This is a genomic window from Streptomyces sp. NPDC019890 (assembly GCF_044903445.1).
GTDB lineage: Bacteria > Actinomycetota > Actinomycetes > Streptomycetales > Streptomycetaceae > Streptomyces.
The window spans coordinates 28,834-47,005 of sequence record NZ_JBJDQK010000005.1 but is presented as its reverse complement, the minus strand read 5'-3'; the positions used below and the strand labels follow the sequence as shown (position 1 = coordinate 47,005).

The window sequence follows — 18,172 nt, the reverse complement described above, 5'->3', positions numbered from 1 at the left end:
TGTACTCCGCGCGTGGCTCGCACAACCCGCGCGTGACCAGCGACTTTCTCGCGAACTCGGGTCCGGGTCCGCTGCGCGGGCGACCGCCCCGACCATGATCGGTCGGAGCCTTTCGTTTGCCCTGGTGGGCGGTTGAGGGCTCACGGAGGACCGTCCGGCTGGTACTCGTGTGCTCTGCCGCCGACCCAATCGACCCAGGTCGGGTCGTCCAGCAGGTCCTCAGCGTCGGGCAGGCCTGCCTGGCGGAGGAATTCCAGCAGGTCCCGGTCGGAGTGGGCCAGGCCCATGATCTGGTCCCGCACCGTGACCCGCCGGCCGCCGGTCGGGGAGATCCGGTGCACGACGATCGGGGCGCCTCTCATGCCTCCAGGCTGCGACGCGTGGCCGGTCACAGCATGCCGAGGTCTCGGTCGGGACGGCAGATCGTGCACGGTTCGACATGCTCGGCGAGGGCGGCGAGTGCCTGCTCACGGCTGATCGGCTTGGCTCGCGGTGCCCCGCCGTGGGTGCAGTCCCCCGCATGAACCGCGATGGGGTGCCGCCCGCCGCGACTCATTTCGATCTTCCATTCCGGCTGCGGTGGTGGTACGTGGGTAGCGCGCAGGGCTCGGTCCTCTTCCTGCTCCAGCCAGCGTTTTGTCTGCTGGAGCTGTTGAAGCTGGACCCGCTCCAGGAAGCGCAGTAGCTCCAGCCGCGATGGTGGGCGCTCGGCCATGACGGTCACGCCGCCTTGCCCTCGGCCTGCTCATGGACGTGTTTGAGCGCCATCCGGGCATCGACCACGCCCGCCGAAAGGGTCGCCCAGTACGGATGCGTGCTCACGGTGACCGACAGATCGAGCAGCCGCCGGCGAAGCCGTTCCACCTCGGCCGCCTGCTCGTCGGTGTAACCCGGGCTGTCCGGAAAGGACACCACCCGGTCGCCGAGTACGTGCTTCTCGCTCGTCCAGCCGGGCTCCGGGGTCACCGACCACGGCAGTGCCCGGCACAGCGCCGCGTATTCGGCATGCGTCCGGTGCAGGTCGAGCTGCGCGGCCCGGAGGTCGTCGGGGAAGTCGTACGTTTCAGCCACACCGGAATGGTACGTCTGTTCGATTTCAGTAGGCGAGCACCCGCGGCCGGGTGCGCCAAGGAGGGCACCCGGTGCCGGATCGCGCCACCGACCCTCACTCGTGGACTCCGGCCCGCTTCAAGTCGCCGGCGTAAAGGGGGCGTCCTGACTCTTGACACCCCTCGCCCGGATCCGCTTCCCTCGTTGCGCATGCCACATGGCATTGCGTAATGCGGAACCGTGACCGACCCCGAGAGGCGGTAGTTCCATGCCCACTGCCCGGCGTTTTCTGGTCTGCATCCTCAGCGCCGTCACCGCTGTTGCTGCGCTGACGCTCGGCCCCGTGCTGGCACAGGCCGCCGACGGTCCCGTCGGCGCCGCCGGGGACAGCCGCCACGCGGACCTGAGCTCCTGGCCGCACGTCCAGGAAAAACGGCTGCAGAAACTCATCTCCAAGTTCTCCGACCACGGCGACTACGCCGTCTTCGACGCCGACAACACCATCTGGCGCTACGACCTCGAGGAATCACTGCTGCCCTACCTCGAGATGAAGGGCGTGCTGGACCGGGACCACCTCGATCCGTCCTTGAAACTGATCCCCTTCCGCGACGGCGAGAGCCTCTACTCGTACTACGTGCGGCTGTGCGAAATCGACGACAAGGTCTGCTACCCGTGGGTCGCACAGGTCTTCTCCGGGCTCACCCTCGAGACACTCAAGGGCCATGTCGACGATCTCTTCGCCTACGGCAAGCCCATACCGGTCACGTACTACGAGGGCAGCGAAACCGTGCACAGCACGGTCAACCCGCCGCGCATCTACCCCGGCCAGCGCCAACTCATCAACGAGCTGCGCAAGCACGGGATCACCGTCTATGTCATGACCGCCGCTCATGAGGAGCTGGTGCGCATGGTGGTCTCCGACCCCGCCTACGGCCTCGGCATCGATCCGAAGAACGTCATCGGTGTCACCACACTGCTGCGCGATCCCGCGACCGGCGAACTGACCACCGCACGCAAGCAGATCGAGAAGGGGCACTTCCTCGACGCGGAGTACCCGAAGAGCAAGCACATGCGGATGGAGATCACGCCGTACCTGTGGACCCCGGGCACGTGGTACGTCGGCAAGCTCGCCGGTATCAAGGAGTACATCGCCCACTACAAGCGTCCGGTGCTCGTCGCCGGTGACGCACCCAGCGACTGGTTCATGCTCTTCGACACCGATGTGCAGGCCGGTGGAGAACGGGTGTGGGTCAACCGCAAGCAGAAGTACACCGACGCGCTGCAGTTGGAGAAGGCCAAGCGGGCCGACGAGCAGAAGGAGGCGGGAGTCCGCGTCGACGCCGACCGCAACTGGATCGTCGTCAAGCCCGCGGAGATCGGCGGCTGAGCACGCGGCACCCTGCGCACTGAGCACCACCCCGAACATCGGCGCTGCGGCCGGGCGGTAGGCCCGGCCGCAGCGCCATGCGGTGCCGGCCGGGCGCTCTGTCAGGACGAGATGTGCCAGAGAGGGGCTTGGTACTGCTCCGGTCGGCTGCTGAGCAGGAGGGCTCTCAAGTCCTGGCGCTGCTTGCCGCCCAGGCCGAGGGCCTCGGTGATGCGGCGGAACGTTGTGTGGGTGATGCCGCGGTCGCGGGCCTCGGCCTCGAATTCGTCGAGTTGGCGGAGTGCGGCATCGGGGTCGAGCTTCCGTTCAGGCCGGCTGCCGAGCCGACTGGCCTTGTCGCGTTCGTAGTCGATCTCGGAGTGGCCGCAGATTTCGCGGCTGCGCTGCTCGGCCTCGTCGAGAGTTTCCGTGACGAGGAGGGCTCGGGCGAGCTCGTTGCGGTTGAGGGCGTCGTCCAGGTCGGCTTCATGGACGGTGGGCCCCTCGTCGGTGAGGGGTACTGGCAACCCCGCGTCCCGGACTACGCACAGGCCGCGGACTCCTCGGGCTGTCGCCGCGAGCATGGCCGTGGCTTCGGAGGGGTGCCATTCCAGGACCGAGCCGACCGGCTCGACGTGCTCAGCAGTGAGCATCAGAACGGGTGGGCCCATGCGGTCTCGTAGGTCGTCGGCGGGCAGTTCGCCGTCGAGTCCGGGGCCGGCGACCAAGAGCCGTACGCGGGCGTTGACTTGGCAGCACGCCGCGAGGGTGAGGGCGTCGGCGAGCGGGCTGCGGAGGGTGGGTTCGTCGCCCCGCGCCAGGATGTCGCCCCCGACGTCCAGGAGGTCGATCGACTCGGGAGCCAGCTGCTGGATGAGTTCTTCGAGCTGGCGGGTGATGCCTTCGGCACCGTGGTGCGGGTCGATCAGTACGAAGGTGTGCGGCAGCTCGGCGGCGAGCCGGGGGAGTGTCGAACCGGCGGGTGCTACCGGCCTCGCGTCGGCGGGTACGGCTTGGACGCTTCTGGTGAGCGGGCGCAGTCCGGTGAAGTTGGCCGGGCCCCTTGGACCGGGCACGGGGTCGATCAGGAGGCGGTCCCACGCGTAGGTGAGGATCACGGCCGGTCTCTCGTTGCCGTACAGGGCGGCGTCGAGCATTGCAGCGGCGACCGCGTCGCCTCCTCCACCTGCTGCCACGATCAAGCGCGTCACCTGCGTCAGCGTACGGGCAACCGGCCCGGCCGGTCCCGGCCCAGCCGGTCAGTGTCGTCGAGTTCCGGTCGGCAGGCACCGACTGCTTCCTGTGACGCCCGTCACACAGCTGCGACCGTGGTCCCAACTGGAACGGGAACTGAGACGGAAGACGGGAATTGAGACGGAAAGAGACTGCCAACGCCGAAGGGCCCCACCGCGAACGGTGGGGCCCTTCAACGTATTGCCCGGTGAGAGCAATGGCGGAGGATACGAGATTCGAACTCGTGAGGGGTTGCCCCCAACACGCTTTCCAAGCGTGCGCCCTAGGCCACTAGGCGAATCCTCCGCCGCAAACAATACAAGACGTTGAGGAGTGCTAGCGAACTCGTTCCCACCCCCTGCCATCAGGTACCCTGTGCGGAGCCCCTCACGTGGCGCTATCTGACTGAACTCCCCCAGGGCCGGAAGGCAGCAAGGGTAGGTCGGCTCTGGCGGGTGCGTGGGGGGCGCTTGCGTTCATGGGCGCTGTGGGCGCCGGGGCGAGCGGGCGCCGCCGGGCAGGCCGGGCAGGGCCGGGCCGTCGTGGGCATCGGCGGGCGGCGACGCTTGTCAGTGGGCCCCGATAACCTCGTAGGCGTGTCGTCCCTTGCGCTGTACCGCCGCTATCGCCCCGAGTCCTTCGCCGAGGTCATCGGGCAGGAGCATGTCACTGACCCGCTGCAGCAGGCCCTGCGGAACAACCGGGTCAATCACGCGTACCTGTTCAGCGGTCCGCGCGGCTGTGGCAAGACGACCAGCGCGCGCATCCTCGCCCGCTGTCTGAACTGTGAGCAGGGACCCACGCCCACGCCCTGCGGCGAGTGCCAGTCCTGCCGCGACCTCGCAAGGAACGGGCCGGGGTCGATCGATGTCATCGAGATCGACGCCGCTTCACACGGTGGTGTGGACGATGCGCGTGATCTTCGGGAGAAGGCGTTCTTCGGGCCGGCGAGCAGCCGGTACAAGATCTACATCATCGACGAGGCGCACATGGTCACCCCGCAGGGCTTCAACGCTCTGCTGAAGGTGGTCGAGGAGCCGCCGGAGCACCTCAAGTTCATCTTTGCGACCACCGAGCCGGAGAAGGTCATCGGCACGATCCGGTCGCGTACGCACCACTACCCGTTCCGGCTGGTGCCCCCGGGGACGCTCCGCGACTACCTGGGCGAGGTGTGCGGCAAGGAGAACATCCCGGTTGCCGACGGCGTGCTGCCCCTCGTCGTACGGGCGGGCGCGGGGTCCGTGCGTGACTCCATGTCCGTCATGGACCAGCTGCTCGCGGGTGCGACCGAGGAGGGCGTGACGTACACCATGGCGACCGCCCTCCTCGGGTACACGGACGGGTCGTTGCTCGACTCGATCGTGGACGCCTTCGCGGCGGGCGACGGGGCCGCGGCCTTCCAGGTCGTGAACACCGTCATCGAAGGCGGCAACGACCCGAGGCGCTTCGTCGCCGATCTGCTGGAGCGGCTGCGGGACCTGGTGATCCTGGCCGCCGTGCCGGACGCGGGGAAGACGGGGCTCATCGACGCGCCCGCCGACGTGGTCGAGCGGATGCAGGCGCAGGCCTCCGTCTTCGGTGCCGCCGAGCTGAGCCGCGCCGCGGATCTGGTCAATACGGGACTTACGGAGATGCGTGGCGCCACCTCGCCGCGGCTGCAGCTGGAGCTGATCTGCGCGCGGGTGCTGCTGCCCGCCGCGTTCGACGACGAGCGCTCGGTGCAGGCACGGCTGGACCGGCTGGAGCGGGGGGCGACGTTCTCGACCGGAGGTTCCGCGCCGGCGATGGGGTACGTACCGGGGCCGGAGGCGGGGGCCCACGCTCCGGTGCCGCCGCCCGCGGCGAACGTGCCGCAGGGCGGAGGTCCGGCCGCGGCGCGTGCGGCGGCCGGGGCGCCTCAGGCCGCGCCCACCACTCCCGCGCCCGTGCCCGCGCCTGCCGCCGACCCGGCCGAGCAGCCGCAGTCGGCCGGCCAGCGTCCCGGAGCCTGGCCCGCCGCGGCCGGACCCGCCGCACCCGCCGCTGAGACGGCCGGGCGGCGTCCCGGCGGCTGGCCCACGGCGTCGGCCCCGGGACAGGGCCCCGCGCCCGCCGCGCCTGCGGCACCCGCGCCCACCCCGGCCGCCCCCGCCCCCGCCGCGCAGGGCGCAGCCATGGTCCAGGGCGCCGGACAGGTACGGAACATGTGGCCGGACATCCTGGAGGCCGTGAAGAACCGCCGTCGCTTCACCTGGATCCTGCTCAGCCAGAACGCGCAGGTGGCGGGCTTCGACGGCACCACTCTCCAGCTCGGCTTCATCAACGCCGGTGCCCGGGACAACTTCGCGAGCAGCGGTAGCGAGGAGGTGCTGAAGCAGGCGCTTGCCGAGCAGTTCAACGTGCAGTGGAAGGTCGAGGCGATCATCGACCCGTCGGGCGGCGCGGGCGGCCCCGGCGGTGGCGCCCAGCCCCCGTCCGGCGGAGGCGGCGGCTTGGGCGGAGGCGGCGGCTACGGCGGCGGACGGGGCTCACAGGCCCCCGCCCCGCAGGCCCAGGCCGCACAGAACCATGCTCCCGCCCCCGGGCCCGCAGCTTCCGCGACCCCCGCCCCCGGACCGGCCCCGTCAGCTCCCCGGTCGGCCCCCGCCCCGCGGTCCTCCGCCCCCGAGCCGCCGCGCGCCGCCCCCGTACAGACTCCGCCACCGGTCGCCCCCGAGGACGACGTGCCGGAGGAGGACGACCCCGACCTCGTCGACTCCGCGCTCTCCGGTCACGACCTCATCGTGCGCGAGCTCGGCGCCACGGTCGTGGAGGAATACACAAACGAATAGAGGGGAGAGCCTCGGAGGCCCGTACAGGAGCAGCCGCTCCCGGCGGTTAGGCTGACTGCCGTGAAGGTCCTCGTCATCGGCGGCGGCGCCCGCGAACACGCCCTGTGCCGCTCTCTCTCCCTCGACCCCGACGTCACCGCGCTGCACTGTGCGCCCGGAAACGCCGGCATCGGCGAGGTCGCCCAGCTGCACCCGGTCGACGCGCTGGACGGCGCGGCCGTGGCGCGGCTCGCCACCGAGCTGGCGGCCGAGCTCGTCGTCGTCGGCCCCGAGGCGCCGCTCGTCGCCGGTGTCGCCGACGCGGTACGGGCCGCGGGCATCCCCTGCTTCGGCCCCTCCCGCGAGGCGGCCGAGCTGGAGGGCTCCAAGGCCTTCGCCAAGGAGGTGATGGCGGCGGCGGGAGTGCCCACGGCCCGCAGCTATGTCTGTACGACGCCCGAGGAGATCGACGAAGCCCTCGACGCCTTCGGCGCTCCGTACGTCGTCAAGGACGACGGTCTCGCCGCCGGCAAGGGCGTCGTCGTCACCCACGACCTCGTCGCCGCCCGCGAGCACGCGCTGGCCTGCGATCGCGTCGTCATCGAGGAGTACCTCGACGGCCCCGAGGTCTCCCTCTTCGCCATCACCGACGGCGAGACGGTCGTCCCGCTCACCCCCGCCCAGGACTTCAAGCGCGCGCTCGACGGCGACGCGGGCCCCAACACGGGCGGCATGGGTGCGTACTCCCCGCTCCCCTGGGCCGACCCGAAGCTGGTCGACGAGGTCATGGCGACCGTCCTGCAGCCCACCGTCGACGAGCTGCACCGCCGTGGCACACCCTTCTCGGGGCTGCTGTACGCGGGTCTGGCGATCACGTCGCGCGGTGTACGTGTCATCGAGTTCAACGCCCGCTTCGGCGACCCGGAGACCCAGGTGGTCCTGGCCCGCCTGCAGACGCCGCTCGCGGGCGTGCTGCTCAGCGCCGCGGAGGGCACCCTCGACCTGCTGCCGCCGCTGCGGTGGCGGGATGACGCCGCTGTGACCGTGGTCGTCGCCTCGCACAACTACCCGGACACCCCGCGCACCGGCGACCCGATCGACGGCCTGAACGACGTCGCGGAGCAGGATGCGCCCCATGCGTACGTGCTGCACGCCGGGACCAAGCGGGACGGCGAGGCGGTCGTGAGCGCCGGCGGCCGGGTGCTTTCGGTCACGGCGACCGGGAAGGACCTGTCGCAGGCGCGCGAGAGGGCGTACAAGGCGGTGGCCCGGATCCGGCTCGACGGTTCGCAGCACCGTACGGACATCGCACGCGAGGCCGCCGGGGAGTGAACCCCTAGGGCCTGATTACCGTCATCACCTTTACCCAAAGCCATTCCATCGAGTGACGGCTGAGCCATCCGGATGACGCCCGCCGAAGCCCCAACTAGGGTGCGGCGCAAGCGTTCCGGCACTTGGCCCACCGGCATTGCGATGTCAGTGGTGGGTGCCACAGTGGGGGAGTGAGCAACACCGTCGCAGGGCAGAGGGGGTGAGGTCCAGCCGTGTCCGGTACCGGTCTCGGTGAGTCGCTGGGTGCGCAGGCCGCGCGCTCGCGGGCCCTCGCCGTGCTGCGCGTCCGCAGCAGGGCGCTGGCCGTGGCGCTGCTGCCCGCGGCCGTCGCCGTCGTGCTGCTCACCGGTGGTACCACGGGGCATATGAGCGGCGGGAGTTGGGACACCGCGCGCTGGATTGTGACGCTCTTCGCCGTGCTGGTGCTGGTGCTCGCGGCTGCGGTCGCAGCCGTGATCGTACGGGCCAGTCCGGCGCTGAGTCCCACCGTCGAGCTCTCGGAGGAGTCGGCCCCCGATCTGTACCGGCTGGTCAGGGACGTGGCCGAGCGCCTCGAGGTGCCCGCGCCCTCCGCGCTTGCCCTCACCCCGGACTGCGACAGCTGGCTCGAGGATCGCACGCACCCGGCCCATGCGATACGGGGCGGGCGACGCCGCCGCGGCGCCGAGGCGCCCGTGCTGGTGATCGGCTCGCCGTTCCTGTGGTGGATGCGGGTCGCCGAGCTGCGGGCGGTGCTGGCGCCGGTCGTCGCCGGGACCGCGCCGTCGGCGCAGCCGGACATAGCCGCCGCACGCCGTTTCGTACGGGGCCTGGATGCGGCCGTCGCGGTCGCGGCGGGTTCTGGGCGGGGGGCGATAGGCAGGCCGGCGCTCGGCTTCGTCGGCCTGATCAGCCGGGTGCTGCTGCGCAGCTGCCAGGCGCCCGCCGCCGAGATGGAGCGGGGGGTCGCGGCCGCCGCGTCCGAGCGTGCACAGGCTGTGGATTACGGCCTGCGGATCGTCGCCCAGGAGCAGGTCGGCCTGGCCTACGCGGGCTGGGACCGGCTGCTGACCCGGGTCGCACTGCCCGCCTGGCGGATGGGCCGCTGGCCGTCCCGGCTCGACGCGGGCGTCGTCTCCGCCCTCACCGAACTCTCCCGCCGCGACCGGCTGGCCGAGGGCTTCACCTCCCGCCTGGGCGAGCGCCCCGCGTGCGACCTGCTCGAAGAGCCGGGCGCGATAGACGAGGCCGCGTCGCTGCTGGCCGCGCGCCTTTTCCACGGCGGACCCGCCGAGGCAGGTCCCGACTGGTCCCCGGTGGGCTGGCAGCAGTACCCGGAAGAGGTCGTCGACCGTAAGTGGCGTACGGAAGCGGCGCGCCTCCACCGGGTGCTGGACGAGATGGGCGTGCCACCGTCGACCGGCCCGGACGGTCCGACGCTCGCGCGGGTGATGGACCACCTGTCCGGCCGCGGCGAGGACGTCGGCGAGACGCTGGCGGCCGGGATCAGCGCGGAGGTTGCCCGTGAGGAGGCGGCGATCCCGCCGCTCCCCAAGAGCCCGGGCGACGCCCTGAACGGCTGGGGCGCGGACCCGCTCCCCCTCTTCCCTCTGCAGCCGCCCCGCTCCGGGCGCGAACTGCTCGCGGACCATGTCACCGCGATGGTCTGCTGTGCGGCGATCGACACGGCCGGCGCGGCCCCCGGCCTCGACTGGCTCGACGGCCCGGCCCTCCTGATCCACGGCGAACGACGCGGGGACCTTGCGGCCGCTGTCCTGAGCCTCACGGAGGACGGCGACGTGTCCCCTCTCCGCACCTGGCTCACAAAACTGGGCATCCGCGCAGAAAAGCCGGTCCGCCTGGTCTGAGCCTGCCCACAACACGATTCCAGCCGCGGAGCGGCGTGGAAGCGTGCCCGCGGAGCGGGTCGGGGGAGCCCGACCGCGGCGACCCGCACCCCCGGCCCCCGTTCCGTTCCCGTCAATCCGCGACGAAGGGTGACGGAGTGCGTGCGTTATGTGATGTGCTGGAGACCGACGCTGAACAGTCGGCGCATCACAGTTGTCCCAGGGCACATCGAGGGAGGGCGCAGCATGGGGGCGGAACAGATCCGGCGATGGGAATCGGGCGCCCTCGCACACGCCGTGACGGATCCCTTCGGCCAGGGCCCCCTGCCCTGGCTCCGGGGCAGCGAGAACTACTTCGACGACACCGGCCACGTCGTCCCCTGGTACGCGGACCCAGACCGCGGCAACAGCGTCCGCGGCCCCCGCACCGCCGATGACGTACACCGCCAGATCAAGGGCTTCGCGTCCACCGGTGCCGCCGCCCCCGGGGGGGCGATCGACTTCCACATCACCGTCGACCCGCCCCAGCAGTTCTCCGTCGACGTCTACCGCATCGGGCACTACGCGGGCGACGGCGCGGCCAAGATCACCACCAGCCCCCGCCTCTCCGGCATCGTGCAGCCGCCCCCGCTCACCGCCAACCGCACCGTCTCCTGCCACCACTGGTGGCTCTCCTGGCGGCTTCAGATCCCCTCGTACTGGTCGGTCGGCGCCTACGTCGCCGTGCTCACCACCGCCGACGGCTACCGGTCCCACATCCCCTTCACCGTCCGCGACGACCACCCGGCCGACCTGCTCCTGCTGCTCCCCGACATCACCTGGCAGGCGTACAACCTCTACCCGGAGGACGGCCGTACCGGCGCCAGCCTCTACCACGCCTGGGACGAACAGGGCTGTCTCCTCGGCGAGGAGGACGCCGCCGTCACGGTGTCGTTCGACCGCCCGTACGCCGGCGCGGGCCTGCCTCTCCACGTCGGCCACGCCTACGACTTCATCCGCTGGGCCGAGCGCTACGGCTACGACATCGCCTACGCCGACACCCGCGACCTCCACGCCGGCCGCATCGACCCCGCCCGCTACCGCGGTCTGGTCTTCCCCGGCCACGACGAGTACTGGTCGGCCCCCATGCGCCGCACCGTCGAGCGCGCCCGCGACCGCGGCACCTCGCTCGTCTTCCTCTCCGCCAACACCATGTACTGGCAGGTCGAGCTCGCTCCGTCCCCCTCCGGCGTCCTCCACCGCCTCCTCAGCTGTCGCAAGCGCCGCGGCCCGGGGAAGGCCGCCCTCTGGCGCGAGATCGACCGGGCCGAGCAGCAGATGCTGGGCATCCAGTACGCGGGCCGGGTCCCCGAGCCGTATCCCCTGGTCGTACGGAACGCGGACCACTGGCTCTGGGAGGCGACCGGCGCAGGCGACGGCGACGAGCTTCCCGGCCTGGTCGCCGGCGAGGCCGACCGGTACTTCCCGCGCACCTCGCTCCCGGAGCACCAGAGCCGGATCCTGCTTGCCCACTCGCCGTACCGGGACGGCGAAGGCGTCGTACGCCACCAGGAGACGTCCCTGTACCGCGCACCCTCCGGTGCCCTTGTCTTCGCGTCCGGCACCTTTGCCTGGTCCCCGGCGCTGGACCGGCCCGGCCATGTCGACACCCGCGTCCAGCGGGCGACGGCCAATCTCCTCGACCGCATCTGCAAACGCGACTAGGGCGCGAGGAAGCGACGGGACGCGACGAGGACGCGATCGGGACCGATCAGGACCGGTCAGCCACCCCTGACCAGGCCCCCGCTCCCGTCGTACGGGAGAATCGGAGCCATTGCACAAAACCACGGGGAGGAACCGTGTCCGGATTCGTCGAAAAGCCCGAACCGCTTCAGGTCCCGGGCCTGGTACATCTGCACACCGGCAAGGTGCGCGATCTGTACCAGAACGAGGCGGGCGACCTCGTGATGGTCGCCAGCGACCGCATCTCCGCCTACGACTGGGTGCTGCCCACCGAGATCCCCGACAAGGGACGGGTTCTCACCCAGCTCTCGCTCTGGTGGTTCGAGCGCCTCGAGGACCTCGTCCCAAACCACGTCCTGAGCTCAGATCTGCCCGCCGGCGCTCCAGCCGACTGGGCGGGCCGCACCCTCGTCTGCAAGTCCCTGCGCATGGTCCCGGTCGAGTGCGTCGCCCGCGGCTATCTCACCGGCTCGGGACTCGTCGAGTACAACGAGTCCCGCACGGTCTGCGGGCTCGCGCTGCCGGAGGGCCTCTCCGACGGCTCCGAGCTCCCGGCCCCGATCTTCACGCCCGCCACCAAGGCGGCAGTCGGCGACCACGACGAGAACGTCTCGTACGAGGAAGTCGCCCACCAGGCCGGTGCCGAGACCGCCGCCCAGCTGCGCCAGGCGACCCTCGCCGTCTACAGCAGGGCCCGCGACATCGCACGCGATCGCGGCATCATCCTCGCGGACACCAAGTTCGAGTTCGGCTTCGACGGCGATGACCTTGTGATCGCCGACGAGGTGCTGACCCCGGACTCGTCCCGCTTCTGGCCCGCCGCCTCCTGGCGGCCGGGCCGCCCCCAGCCTTCGTACGACAAGCAGTACGTCCGCGACTGGCTGACCTCGCCCGCCTCCGGCTGGGACCGCAAGAGCGAGCAGCCGCCGCCGGCCCTCCCGCAGGAGACCGTCGAGGCGACCCGCGCGAAGTACATCGAGGCGTACGAGCTGCTGACCGGCCTGAGCTGGTCGTAGACACGACCGGCAGACACGACCGGCAGACAACGAAGAAGGCCCCGGTCGAAAGGACCGGGGCCTTCAAGCTGAGCGGACGACCAGGTTCGAACTGGCGACCTCAACCTTGGCAAGGTTGCGCTCTACCAACTGAGCTACGTCCGCATGCGCCGTTGCGCGGAGACCACTATACCCAACCTCGCTCCCGAGCGAGACGTACCGCCGTGTGCCGGTTCTCGGCGCCCAGCTTGGAGGCGGCCGACGACAGGTAGTTCCGTACGGTCCCCTGCGACAGCGAGGCCCGCTCGGCGATCTCCGCGACGGGTGCCCCGTCCGCCGCCAGCTCCAGCACCTCCGCCTCCCTGCCGGTCAGCGGCGAGTCCCCCGCCGAGATCGCGTCGGCCGCCAACTCCGGGTCCACATAACGGTTTCCGGCGTGCACCGTACGGATGATCTCCGCCAGCCGCTGGGCGCTCACGGTCTTGGGGACAAACCCCCGCACACCCGCAGCCAGCGCCCTTTTGAGGTGTCCGGGCCGCCCATGACCGGTCACGATCATCGTCCGGCACTCGGGCAGTTCGGACCGCAGGGATGTGGCCACACTCACACCGTCCGGCCCTGGCATCTGAAGGTCGAGGACCGCGACATCGGGCCGGTGCGTCCGAGCCATGGCCAGGGCCTCACCGCCCGTGGCAGCCTCGGCGACCACCACGAGATCGTCTTCGAGCGAGAGCAGGGCGGCCAGGGCGCCCCTGATCAGATGCTCGTCGTCGGCGAGCAGTACGCGTACGGTCACACCGCCTCCTTCATGTCATCCCCGACCAGGTCGTCCCCGTCGCCCCCGTCGTTTCTGCCGTCATCGAGGGGAACGCGGGCCGTCAGCCGGAAGAGTCCGCCCCGACACGGTCCGGCCTCCAGCGTGCCGCCCACTGCGGACAGCCGCTCCCGCAGGCCCGCGAGCCCCGAGCCCGGGGCGTCACTCGATCCCGCCTCGGTCACCCCGTTGTTCTCGACGACCAGGACGACGGTGTCGTCCGCGGTGCGCACCGAGATCGTGCAGCGCCGCGCGTCCCCGTGCCGCAGCACGTTCGTCGTGGCCTCCCGGACCACCCAGCCCAGCGCCGACTGGACAGCGCCGGGCAGTTCCGCCTCCCCCCACTCGACGGTGCAGGCGATCCCGGCCGCCGCCAACACGCCCCGCGCGCCCTCCACTTCCACCCGCAGGTCCGCCTCGCGGTAGCCGCGCACCACGTCCCGTACCTCTCGGTGCGACTCCTGGGCGATGCGCTGGACCTCTGTCATCTGGTCGACAGCCTCAGGCCGCGCGCGCCGGGCCAGCTGCACCGCCAGCTCGCTCTTGAGCGCGATGACGGCGAGGTTCCGGCCCAGTACGTCGTGCAGATCGCGGCCGAAGCGCAGCCGTTCCTCGGCGACGGCGAGCCGCGCCTGTACGTCGCGCGCCTCGCGCAGCTCCCACATCACCGCCAGTACCCACATGGACGCCCGGGCCGTGAACGCCATCCAGGCGGTCACGAAGCCGGTCGTCACTACGGCGAACAGCGCCTCAGCGGCGGTCCGGCCGGTCAGCGCAACCAGCCCGCCCACCACGGCCAGCACCGCGAGTTGGATCAGAGCCGTGGTCCGGTTGCGTACGAGCAGACAGTGGACGGTCAGGAACGGCGCCAGCCCCGCCGCCAGCATCGTCGGCAGCAGCCCTGTCAGATCGACCGTCGACGCCAGCGCCACCACGGCGGCCGTCGTCGCGGCCGTCACCGCCGCCGCCCGCGAGACCAGGCTCCGGGGCACCTGCCCCTGCCCCAGATAGGCATCCATCGCGTGCCGGGCCAGCCGTCCGCAGAGCACCCCCTCCGCGACGGCGAGCAGCGAGGCGCTCAAGATCAGCATCAGCTGCCCGTCCTCGTGGACCGGCCGAGCCTGCAGCAGCAAGGTCAGCCCGAGGACCCCCGCCCACGGGATCAGATAGACCGTGCCGCGCGTATAAAGGTCCACCTTCGCCAGTCCGCTGCGGCCGCTCCAGCCCTTCACTCGCACAGAAACTCCCGAAGTCAGCGGCGGGGCTCCCAGCGGAACCACCGCTGCACAGCAAACACCGAGAGTGCGGTCCAGGCCAGAGCCGTCACCGCGGCCCCGACCACGTCATGGGCGTCGGCACCGCCCAGCCAGCCGGCCCGTACGAGCGTCATCACCCCGGTCACCGGCAGCAGCTTGCACGCGGACACAAGGTCCTGCGGCATCACTTCCAGCGGTATGAACAGGCCGGAGCCGGCATAGGAGATCAAGAGCATCGGCAGCGAGGTGAGCTGAGCGCTCTCCACGGTCCGGGTCACCGCGGACGTGGCGGCCGCCAGCGCGGCCAGCAGCACGATCCCCAGCAGCACACCCAGGACCAGCAGTTCGGGCCGCTTCGGCGCCCCCACACCCAGGAAGGCGACGCCAGTCACCACGATCAGCACGCACTGCGCGAGCGCGAGACCGGCAGCGGGCAGCGCCGTCCCGGCGAGGATCTCGCGGTCCGGCACCTCCCCCGTACGCAGCCGCTTGAGAACCAGCTCCTCGCGCCGCGCCACATACGCCGAGACGAGGTTGAGATGGACGACGAGGATCAGCACGATCCCGATCCCGCCCGTCATCGCCGCCTCCGCGAGGCTCATCCCGGCCTTGTCGGGATCGATCTGGTCCAGTGATGACTTGATCACCGCGACCGTTGCCACGGGCATCACCAGCGCCACGGCGAGTGCGGTCCGGTTCCGCAGCAGAAGAGTCAGTTCGGCCCGCCCGAGAGCGGTCAGCCGTCCGGCCGTCGCGGTCATGTCACACACCTGCCGTTTCTGTCTTCGCGATGCCCTGCGCGGTGTCCTGCGCCGCGCCCCGCGCGATGTCGAGGAAGGCCTCTTCGAGCGAGGCGGTGCGGGCATCCAGCTCTTCGAGCCGCACGTCCGACTCCCGCGCCCACCGCAGCAGTTCTTCGAGCGCCTGCTGCAACTGGTGCGTACGGATCTCGATCCGCCGGCCGTCCGCGGCGGCTCGCAGCGAGAGCGGCAGCCGTCCCGCAGCCACCCCCTCGGGCAGTAGGAACCGGATGCGTGACGGCCGGGCGGCCGTCACCTCGGCCGGGCTCCCCGCGGTCACGATCCGTCCCCGGTGCATGATCGCCAGCCGGTCGGCCAGCGACTCGGCCTCCTCCAGGTAGTGCGTCGTCAGCAGCACGGTGGTGCCGCCCTCCCGCAGCGTCCGCACCAGTTCCCAGGTGTCGAGCCGCCCTTCCGCGTCAAGACCGGTCGTCGGCTCGTCGAGAAAGAGCACCTCCGGCCGCCCGAGCAGGGCCAGCGCCAGATCCAGCCGCCGCCGCTCGCCGCCCGACAACTGCTTGACCCGCACGCCGGCGCGCCGTTCGAGCCCCACCAGCTCCAGCGCCTCACCGATGGGCCGTGCCCCGCTGGTGCAGCCCGCCCACATGCGGGCGGTCTCGGCGGCCGTCAGGTCGGAGGGGAAGCCGCCCTCCTGGAGCATCACGCCTGTGCGCGGCCGGACGGCGGCGCGCTCGCGGTACGGGTCGTGGCCGAGGACGCGCACGGTCCCGCCGTCGGGGGCGGCGAGGCCTTCGAGCAGCTCGACCGTCGAGGTCTTGCCCGCGCCGTTGGTCCCGAGCAGGGCGAAGATCTCGCCGCGCGCCACGGAGAAGGAGACTCCGGTCACAGCTTCGAAGCCGCCCGCGTAGGTCCGGCGCAGCCCCTCCGCCTCGATGACGTACTGGTCTGTGGTCATGGCTCAAGGCTTCCGCCGAGCGGGAGCAACGGGCAGTGCACGCTGTCACCACTGCCCATGACAAATGTCATCGGACCCGGCCGCAGGGAAACGACGAAGGCCCCGGTCGATTAGACCGGGGCCTTCACTCTGAGCGGACGACGAGATTCGAACTCGCGACCCTCACCTTGGCAAGGTGATGCTCTACCAACTGAGCCACGTCCGCATTGCTGCCGCTCAGCTCTCACTGGGCGGTGCGTGCACCACTCTACCTGATCCACATCAGCGGCCGGTAAAACGATGAGAGCGGGTGACAGGAATTGCACACTGCGCCTTCCCCCTGGAAGGGGGATGTTCTGCTACTGAACTACACCCGCACGCTGCGTGGGATCGGACCTTGCGGCCTCGCTCCTCGGCGTGCTTCAGACTCTAGCCGATCAGCGGGGGTGCAGTGCAACTCGATGGCGCCCGGACCTCTCAACTGGCTTCGCGGAAGGCCTCGTAGACCGCCTTGGGGATCCGGCCGCGGGCCGGCACGTCCATCTTGTTGGACTGCGCCCAGGCCCGCACGGCCGCCGGGGCGGGCTCGAGCGAGGTGTGCCGGTAGGTGATGCGGGACTTGTCACGCTTCTTGGCGTTTGACCGCTTTCGCCCCGCGGCCACGTACGGAGCCAGGGCCTTGCGCAGTTTCTTTGCATTGGAGGGATTGAGGTCGATCTCGTACGACTTCCCGTCCAGCGCGAACGCGACCGTTTCCGCCGCTTCTCCGCCGTCGATGTCGTCGGAGAGCGTGACCACTACTCGCTGAGCCACGGATATCGGTCCTTTCCTGCGGTATCACCGGTTCTGGCACGGGTTCCCACATGCGGTGATACCGGCTTTCCGGCCGGTGAGGGGCAATGCTGCTTTCCTCTGTATTCCTTTGTACAGCGACGGAGCACGCATTGTGAAGCCCAGCCAATTACATGCGCGTGTCAGGCGCAATGGCGGGCGAGGTTTTTCCCAGGATTTTCCCCGGGTGTTCCTCGTTCCGTTCCCCTGGACGTTCTCTTGATATCTACTCGCGTAGATTTTTCGGACGGGTACGCTGAGGGAACCGCCCTCGCAACACACCACCGGGAGTGCCCGTGGCACGCGTCGTAGTCGACGTCATGCTCAAGCCCGAGATCCTCGACCCCCAGGGACAGGCGGTGCAGCGCGCACTGCCCCGCCTCGGATTCGACGGGATCGCGGACGTACGTCAGGGAAAGCGCTTCGAGCTGGAGGTGGAGGGGCCGGTCGACGAAGCCGCCCTCGCCCGCATCCATGAGATGGCCGAAACGTTCCTCGCCAACACCGTCATCGAGGACTTCGTCGTAAAGGTGGAGTCGTGACTTCCCGTATCGGAGTCGTCACGTTCCCCGGCACGCTCGACGACAAGGACAGCCTGCGCGCCGTCCGCCTCGCCGGTGCGGAGCCTGTTTCGCTCTGGCACCGCGACAAGGACATCAAGCAGGTCGACGCCGTGGTCCTCGCCGGAGGTTTCTCCTACGGCGACTATCTGCGCGCCGGAGCCATCTCCCGGTTCTCGCCGGTGATGGAGACGATCATCGACCAGGCCAGGGCGGGACTGCCGGTTCTCGGCATCTGCAACGGCTTCCAGATCCTCACCGAGTCGCATCTGCTGCCGGGCGCAATGCTCCGCAACAACCACCTCCACTTCATCTGCCGTGACCAGAAGCTGCGGGTGGAGAACGCATCGACCGCCTGGACCGTCGATTACGACAAGGGCCAGGAGATCTCCGTACCGCTCAAGAACATCGACGGCCGTTATGTCGCCGCCGAGCGCGTCCTCGACGAGCTCGAGGCCGAGGGCCGGGTCGCCTTCCGCTATCTCGACGGCAATCCGAACGGCTCGCTCCGTGACATCGCGGGCATCACCAACGCCGCCGGCAATGTCGTCGGTCTGATGCCGCATCCGGAGCACGCCGTCGAGCCTCTGATCGGCACCGGCCGCACCGACGGTCTCGGTTTCTTCACCTCGATCCTCAAGAAGCTGGTCTCCCTGTGAGCGACGCACGCGTGGCCGCCGGGCTGCAGACGAAGAAGCAAGCC

The 18,172-nt window shown here is 70.4% G+C and carries 17 protein-coding genes, 4 tRNA genes and 1 other RNA gene; 9 read left to right on the top strand and 13 right to left on the bottom strand.

What is annotated here, in order from left to right; translation table 11 throughout:
- Window positions 1-140 precede the first annotated feature (140 nt).
- From ACI2LP_RS15170 to ACI2LP_RS15160, 3 genes are read right to left on the bottom strand one after another with little or no spacing between them, the layout of a single operon-like run.
- The gene (locus ACI2LP_RS15170) at window positions 141-362 is read right to left on the bottom strand and encodes a hypothetical protein (protein WP_404724985.1); all 222 of its coding nucleotides are present in this window, start codon (window positions 360-362) and stop codon (window positions 141-143) included.
- A 26-nt stretch (window positions 363-388) separates the two neighbouring features.
- Window positions 389-715, bottom strand: coding sequence for a DUF6233 domain-containing protein (locus ACI2LP_RS15165; protein ID WP_404724984.1), 327 nt, complete (start codon window positions 713-715; stop codon window positions 389-391).
- A gap of 5 nt (window positions 716-720) precedes the next feature.
- Window positions 721-1,071: a hypothetical protein gene (locus tag ACI2LP_RS15160; protein ID WP_404724983.1), complete on the bottom strand. Its 351-nt coding sequence runs from the start codon at window positions 1,069-1,071 to the stop codon at window positions 721-723.
- Window positions 1,072-1,318: 247 nt separating this feature from the next.
- Here ACI2LP_RS15160 and ACI2LP_RS15155 point away from each other — a divergent pair, with 247 nt between their 5' ends.
- A complete protein-coding gene (locus ACI2LP_RS15155; RefSeq protein WP_404724982.1) occupies window positions 1,319-2,437 on the top strand; it encodes a haloacid dehalogenase-like hydrolase in 1,119 nt (372 codons plus the stop codon).
- 101 nt (window positions 2,438-2,538) lie between these two features.
- On the opposite strand, the gene ACI2LP_RS15150 is transcribed toward ACI2LP_RS15155, so the two are convergent.
- On the bottom strand, window positions 2,539-3,627 hold the full coding sequence (locus ACI2LP_RS15150; RefSeq protein WP_404724981.1) for a DUF1152 domain-containing protein: 1,089 nt from the start codon (window positions 3,625-3,627) through the stop codon (window positions 2,539-2,541).
- Between the two features lie 240 nt (window positions 3,628-3,867).
- Window positions 3,868-3,955, bottom strand: a tRNA-Ser gene (locus ACI2LP_RS15145).
- Between the two features lie 72 nt (window positions 3,956-4,027).
- On the opposite strand from ACI2LP_RS15145, the gene ffs reads away from it, so the two are divergent.
- From ffs to ACI2LP_RS15115, 6 genes are all read left to right on the top strand, one after another.
- An RNA gene (gene ffs, locus ACI2LP_RS15140) (signal recognition particle sRNA small type) lies at window positions 4,028-4,126 on the top strand.
- Between the two features lie 119 nt (window positions 4,127-4,245).
- Window positions 4,246-6,459: a DNA polymerase III subunit gamma and tau gene (locus ACI2LP_RS15135; RefSeq protein WP_404724980.1), complete on the top strand. Its 2,214-nt coding sequence runs from the start codon at window positions 4,246-4,248 to the stop codon at window positions 6,457-6,459.
- A gap of 60 nt (window positions 6,460-6,519) precedes the next feature.
- On the top strand, window positions 6,520-7,770 hold the full coding sequence (purD, locus tag ACI2LP_RS15130; RefSeq protein WP_404724979.1) for a phosphoribosylamine--glycine ligase: 1,251 nt from the start codon (window positions 6,520-6,522) through the stop codon (window positions 7,768-7,770).
- Window positions 7,771-7,982: 212 nt separating this feature from the next.
- Complete coding sequence (locus ACI2LP_RS15125) at window positions 7,983-9,617, top strand: hypothetical protein (protein ID WP_404724978.1); 1,635 nt, start codon at window positions 7,983-7,985, stop codon at window positions 9,615-9,617.
- A gap of 225 nt (window positions 9,618-9,842) precedes the next feature.
- Window positions 9,843-11,300, top strand: a complete 1,458-nt coding sequence (locus tag ACI2LP_RS15120; RefSeq protein ID WP_404724977.1) for a N,N-dimethylformamidase beta subunit family domain-containing protein — start codon at window positions 9,843-9,845, stop codon at window positions 11,298-11,300.
- Window positions 11,301-11,434: 134 nt separating this feature from the next.
- On the top strand, window positions 11,435-12,334 hold the full coding sequence (locus ACI2LP_RS15115) for a phosphoribosylaminoimidazolesuccinocarboxamide synthase (RefSeq protein ID WP_404724976.1): 900 nt from the start codon (window positions 11,435-11,437) through the stop codon (window positions 12,332-12,334).
- Window positions 12,335-12,405: 71 nt separating this feature from the next.
- On the opposite strand, the gene ACI2LP_RS15110 is transcribed toward ACI2LP_RS15115, so the two are convergent.
- From ACI2LP_RS15110 to ACI2LP_RS15075, 8 genes are all read right to left on the bottom strand, one after another.
- Window positions 12,406-12,478, bottom strand: a tRNA-Gly gene (locus ACI2LP_RS15110).
- Window positions 12,479-12,500: 22 nt separating this feature from the next.
- Window positions 12,501-13,109 carry a response regulator gene (locus ACI2LP_RS15105; RefSeq protein ID WP_404724975.1) on the bottom strand — a complete coding sequence of 203 codons (609 nt, stop codon included), beginning with the start codon at window positions 13,107-13,109 and terminating at the stop codon, window positions 12,501-12,503.
- Entirely contained in the window at window positions 13,106-14,359 is a 1,254-nt protein-coding gene (locus tag ACI2LP_RS15100; RefSeq protein ID WP_404724974.1) for a sensor histidine kinase, read from the bottom strand. Before ACI2LP_RS15100 ends, ACI2LP_RS15105 begins: the two co-directional genes overlap by 4 nt.
- A gap of 20 nt (window positions 14,360-14,379) precedes the next feature.
- Window positions 14,380-15,144 (bottom strand): ABC transporter permease, encoded by a 765-nt coding sequence (locus ACI2LP_RS15095; RefSeq protein WP_404724973.1) that lies wholly within the window; start codon window positions 15,142-15,144, stop codon window positions 14,380-14,382.
- Between the two features lies 1 nt (window position 15,145).
- Window positions 15,146-16,099 carry an ABC transporter ATP-binding protein gene (locus ACI2LP_RS15090; protein WP_404724972.1) on the bottom strand — a complete coding sequence of 318 codons (954 nt, stop codon included), beginning with the start codon at window positions 16,097-16,099 and terminating at the stop codon, window positions 15,146-15,148.
- A 132-nt stretch (window positions 16,100-16,231) separates the two neighbouring features.
- Window positions 16,232-16,304, bottom strand: a tRNA-Gly gene (locus ACI2LP_RS15085).
- 79 nt (window positions 16,305-16,383) lie between these two features.
- A tRNA-Gly gene (locus ACI2LP_RS15080) sits at window positions 16,384-16,455 on the bottom strand.
- Window positions 16,456-16,555: 100 nt separating this feature from the next.
- Window positions 16,556-16,891 carry an Lsr2 family protein gene (locus tag ACI2LP_RS15075; RefSeq protein ID WP_404724971.1) on the bottom strand — a complete coding sequence of 112 codons (336 nt, stop codon included), beginning with the start codon at window positions 16,889-16,891 and terminating at the stop codon, window positions 16,556-16,558.
- A gap of 314 nt (window positions 16,892-17,205) precedes the next feature.
- On the opposite strand from ACI2LP_RS15075, the gene purS reads away from it, so the two are divergent.
- Together purS and purQ are read left to right on the top strand one after the other, a co-directional pair.
- Window positions 17,206-17,451: a phosphoribosylformylglycinamidine synthase subunit PurS gene (gene purS / locus ACI2LP_RS15070; protein ID WP_078076409.1), complete on the top strand. Its 246-nt coding sequence runs from the start codon at window positions 17,206-17,208 to the stop codon at window positions 17,449-17,451.
- Window positions 17,448-18,128, top strand: coding sequence for a phosphoribosylformylglycinamidine synthase subunit PurQ (gene purQ / locus ACI2LP_RS15065; RefSeq protein WP_404724970.1), 681 nt, complete (start codon window positions 17,448-17,450; stop codon window positions 18,126-18,128). The genes purS and purQ overlap by 4 nt, the downstream gene beginning before the upstream one ends.
- The last annotated feature ends 44 nt before the right edge of the window (window positions 18,129-18,172 follow it).

What these genes read in the sequence shown, in the direction of transcription:
- ACI2LP_RS15120 (WP_404724977.1), top strand. Translation starts at nt 9,843, where the DNA reads ATGGGGGCGGAACAGATCCGGCGATGGGAATCGGGCGCCCTCGCACAC.
- ACI2LP_RS15165 (WP_404724984.1), bottom strand. Translation starts at nt 715, where the DNA reads ATGGCCGAGCGCCCACCATCGCGGCTGGAGCTACTGCGCTTCCTGGAG.
- ACI2LP_RS15090 (WP_404724972.1), bottom strand. Translation starts at nt 16,099, where the DNA reads ATGACCACAGACCAGTACGTCATCGAGGCGGAGGGGCTGCGCCGGACC.
- ACI2LP_RS15095 (WP_404724973.1), bottom strand. Translation starts at nt 15,144, where the DNA reads ATGACCGCGACGGCCGGACGGCTGACCGCTCTCGGGCGGGCCGAACTG.
- ACI2LP_RS15155 (WP_404724982.1), top strand. Translation starts at nt 1,319, where the DNA reads ATGCCCACTGCCCGGCGTTTTCTGGTCTGCATCCTCAGCGCCGTCACC.
- ACI2LP_RS15170 (WP_404724985.1), bottom strand. Translation starts at nt 362, where the DNA reads ATGAGAGGCGCCCCGATCGTCGTGCACCGGATCTCCCCGACCGGCGGC.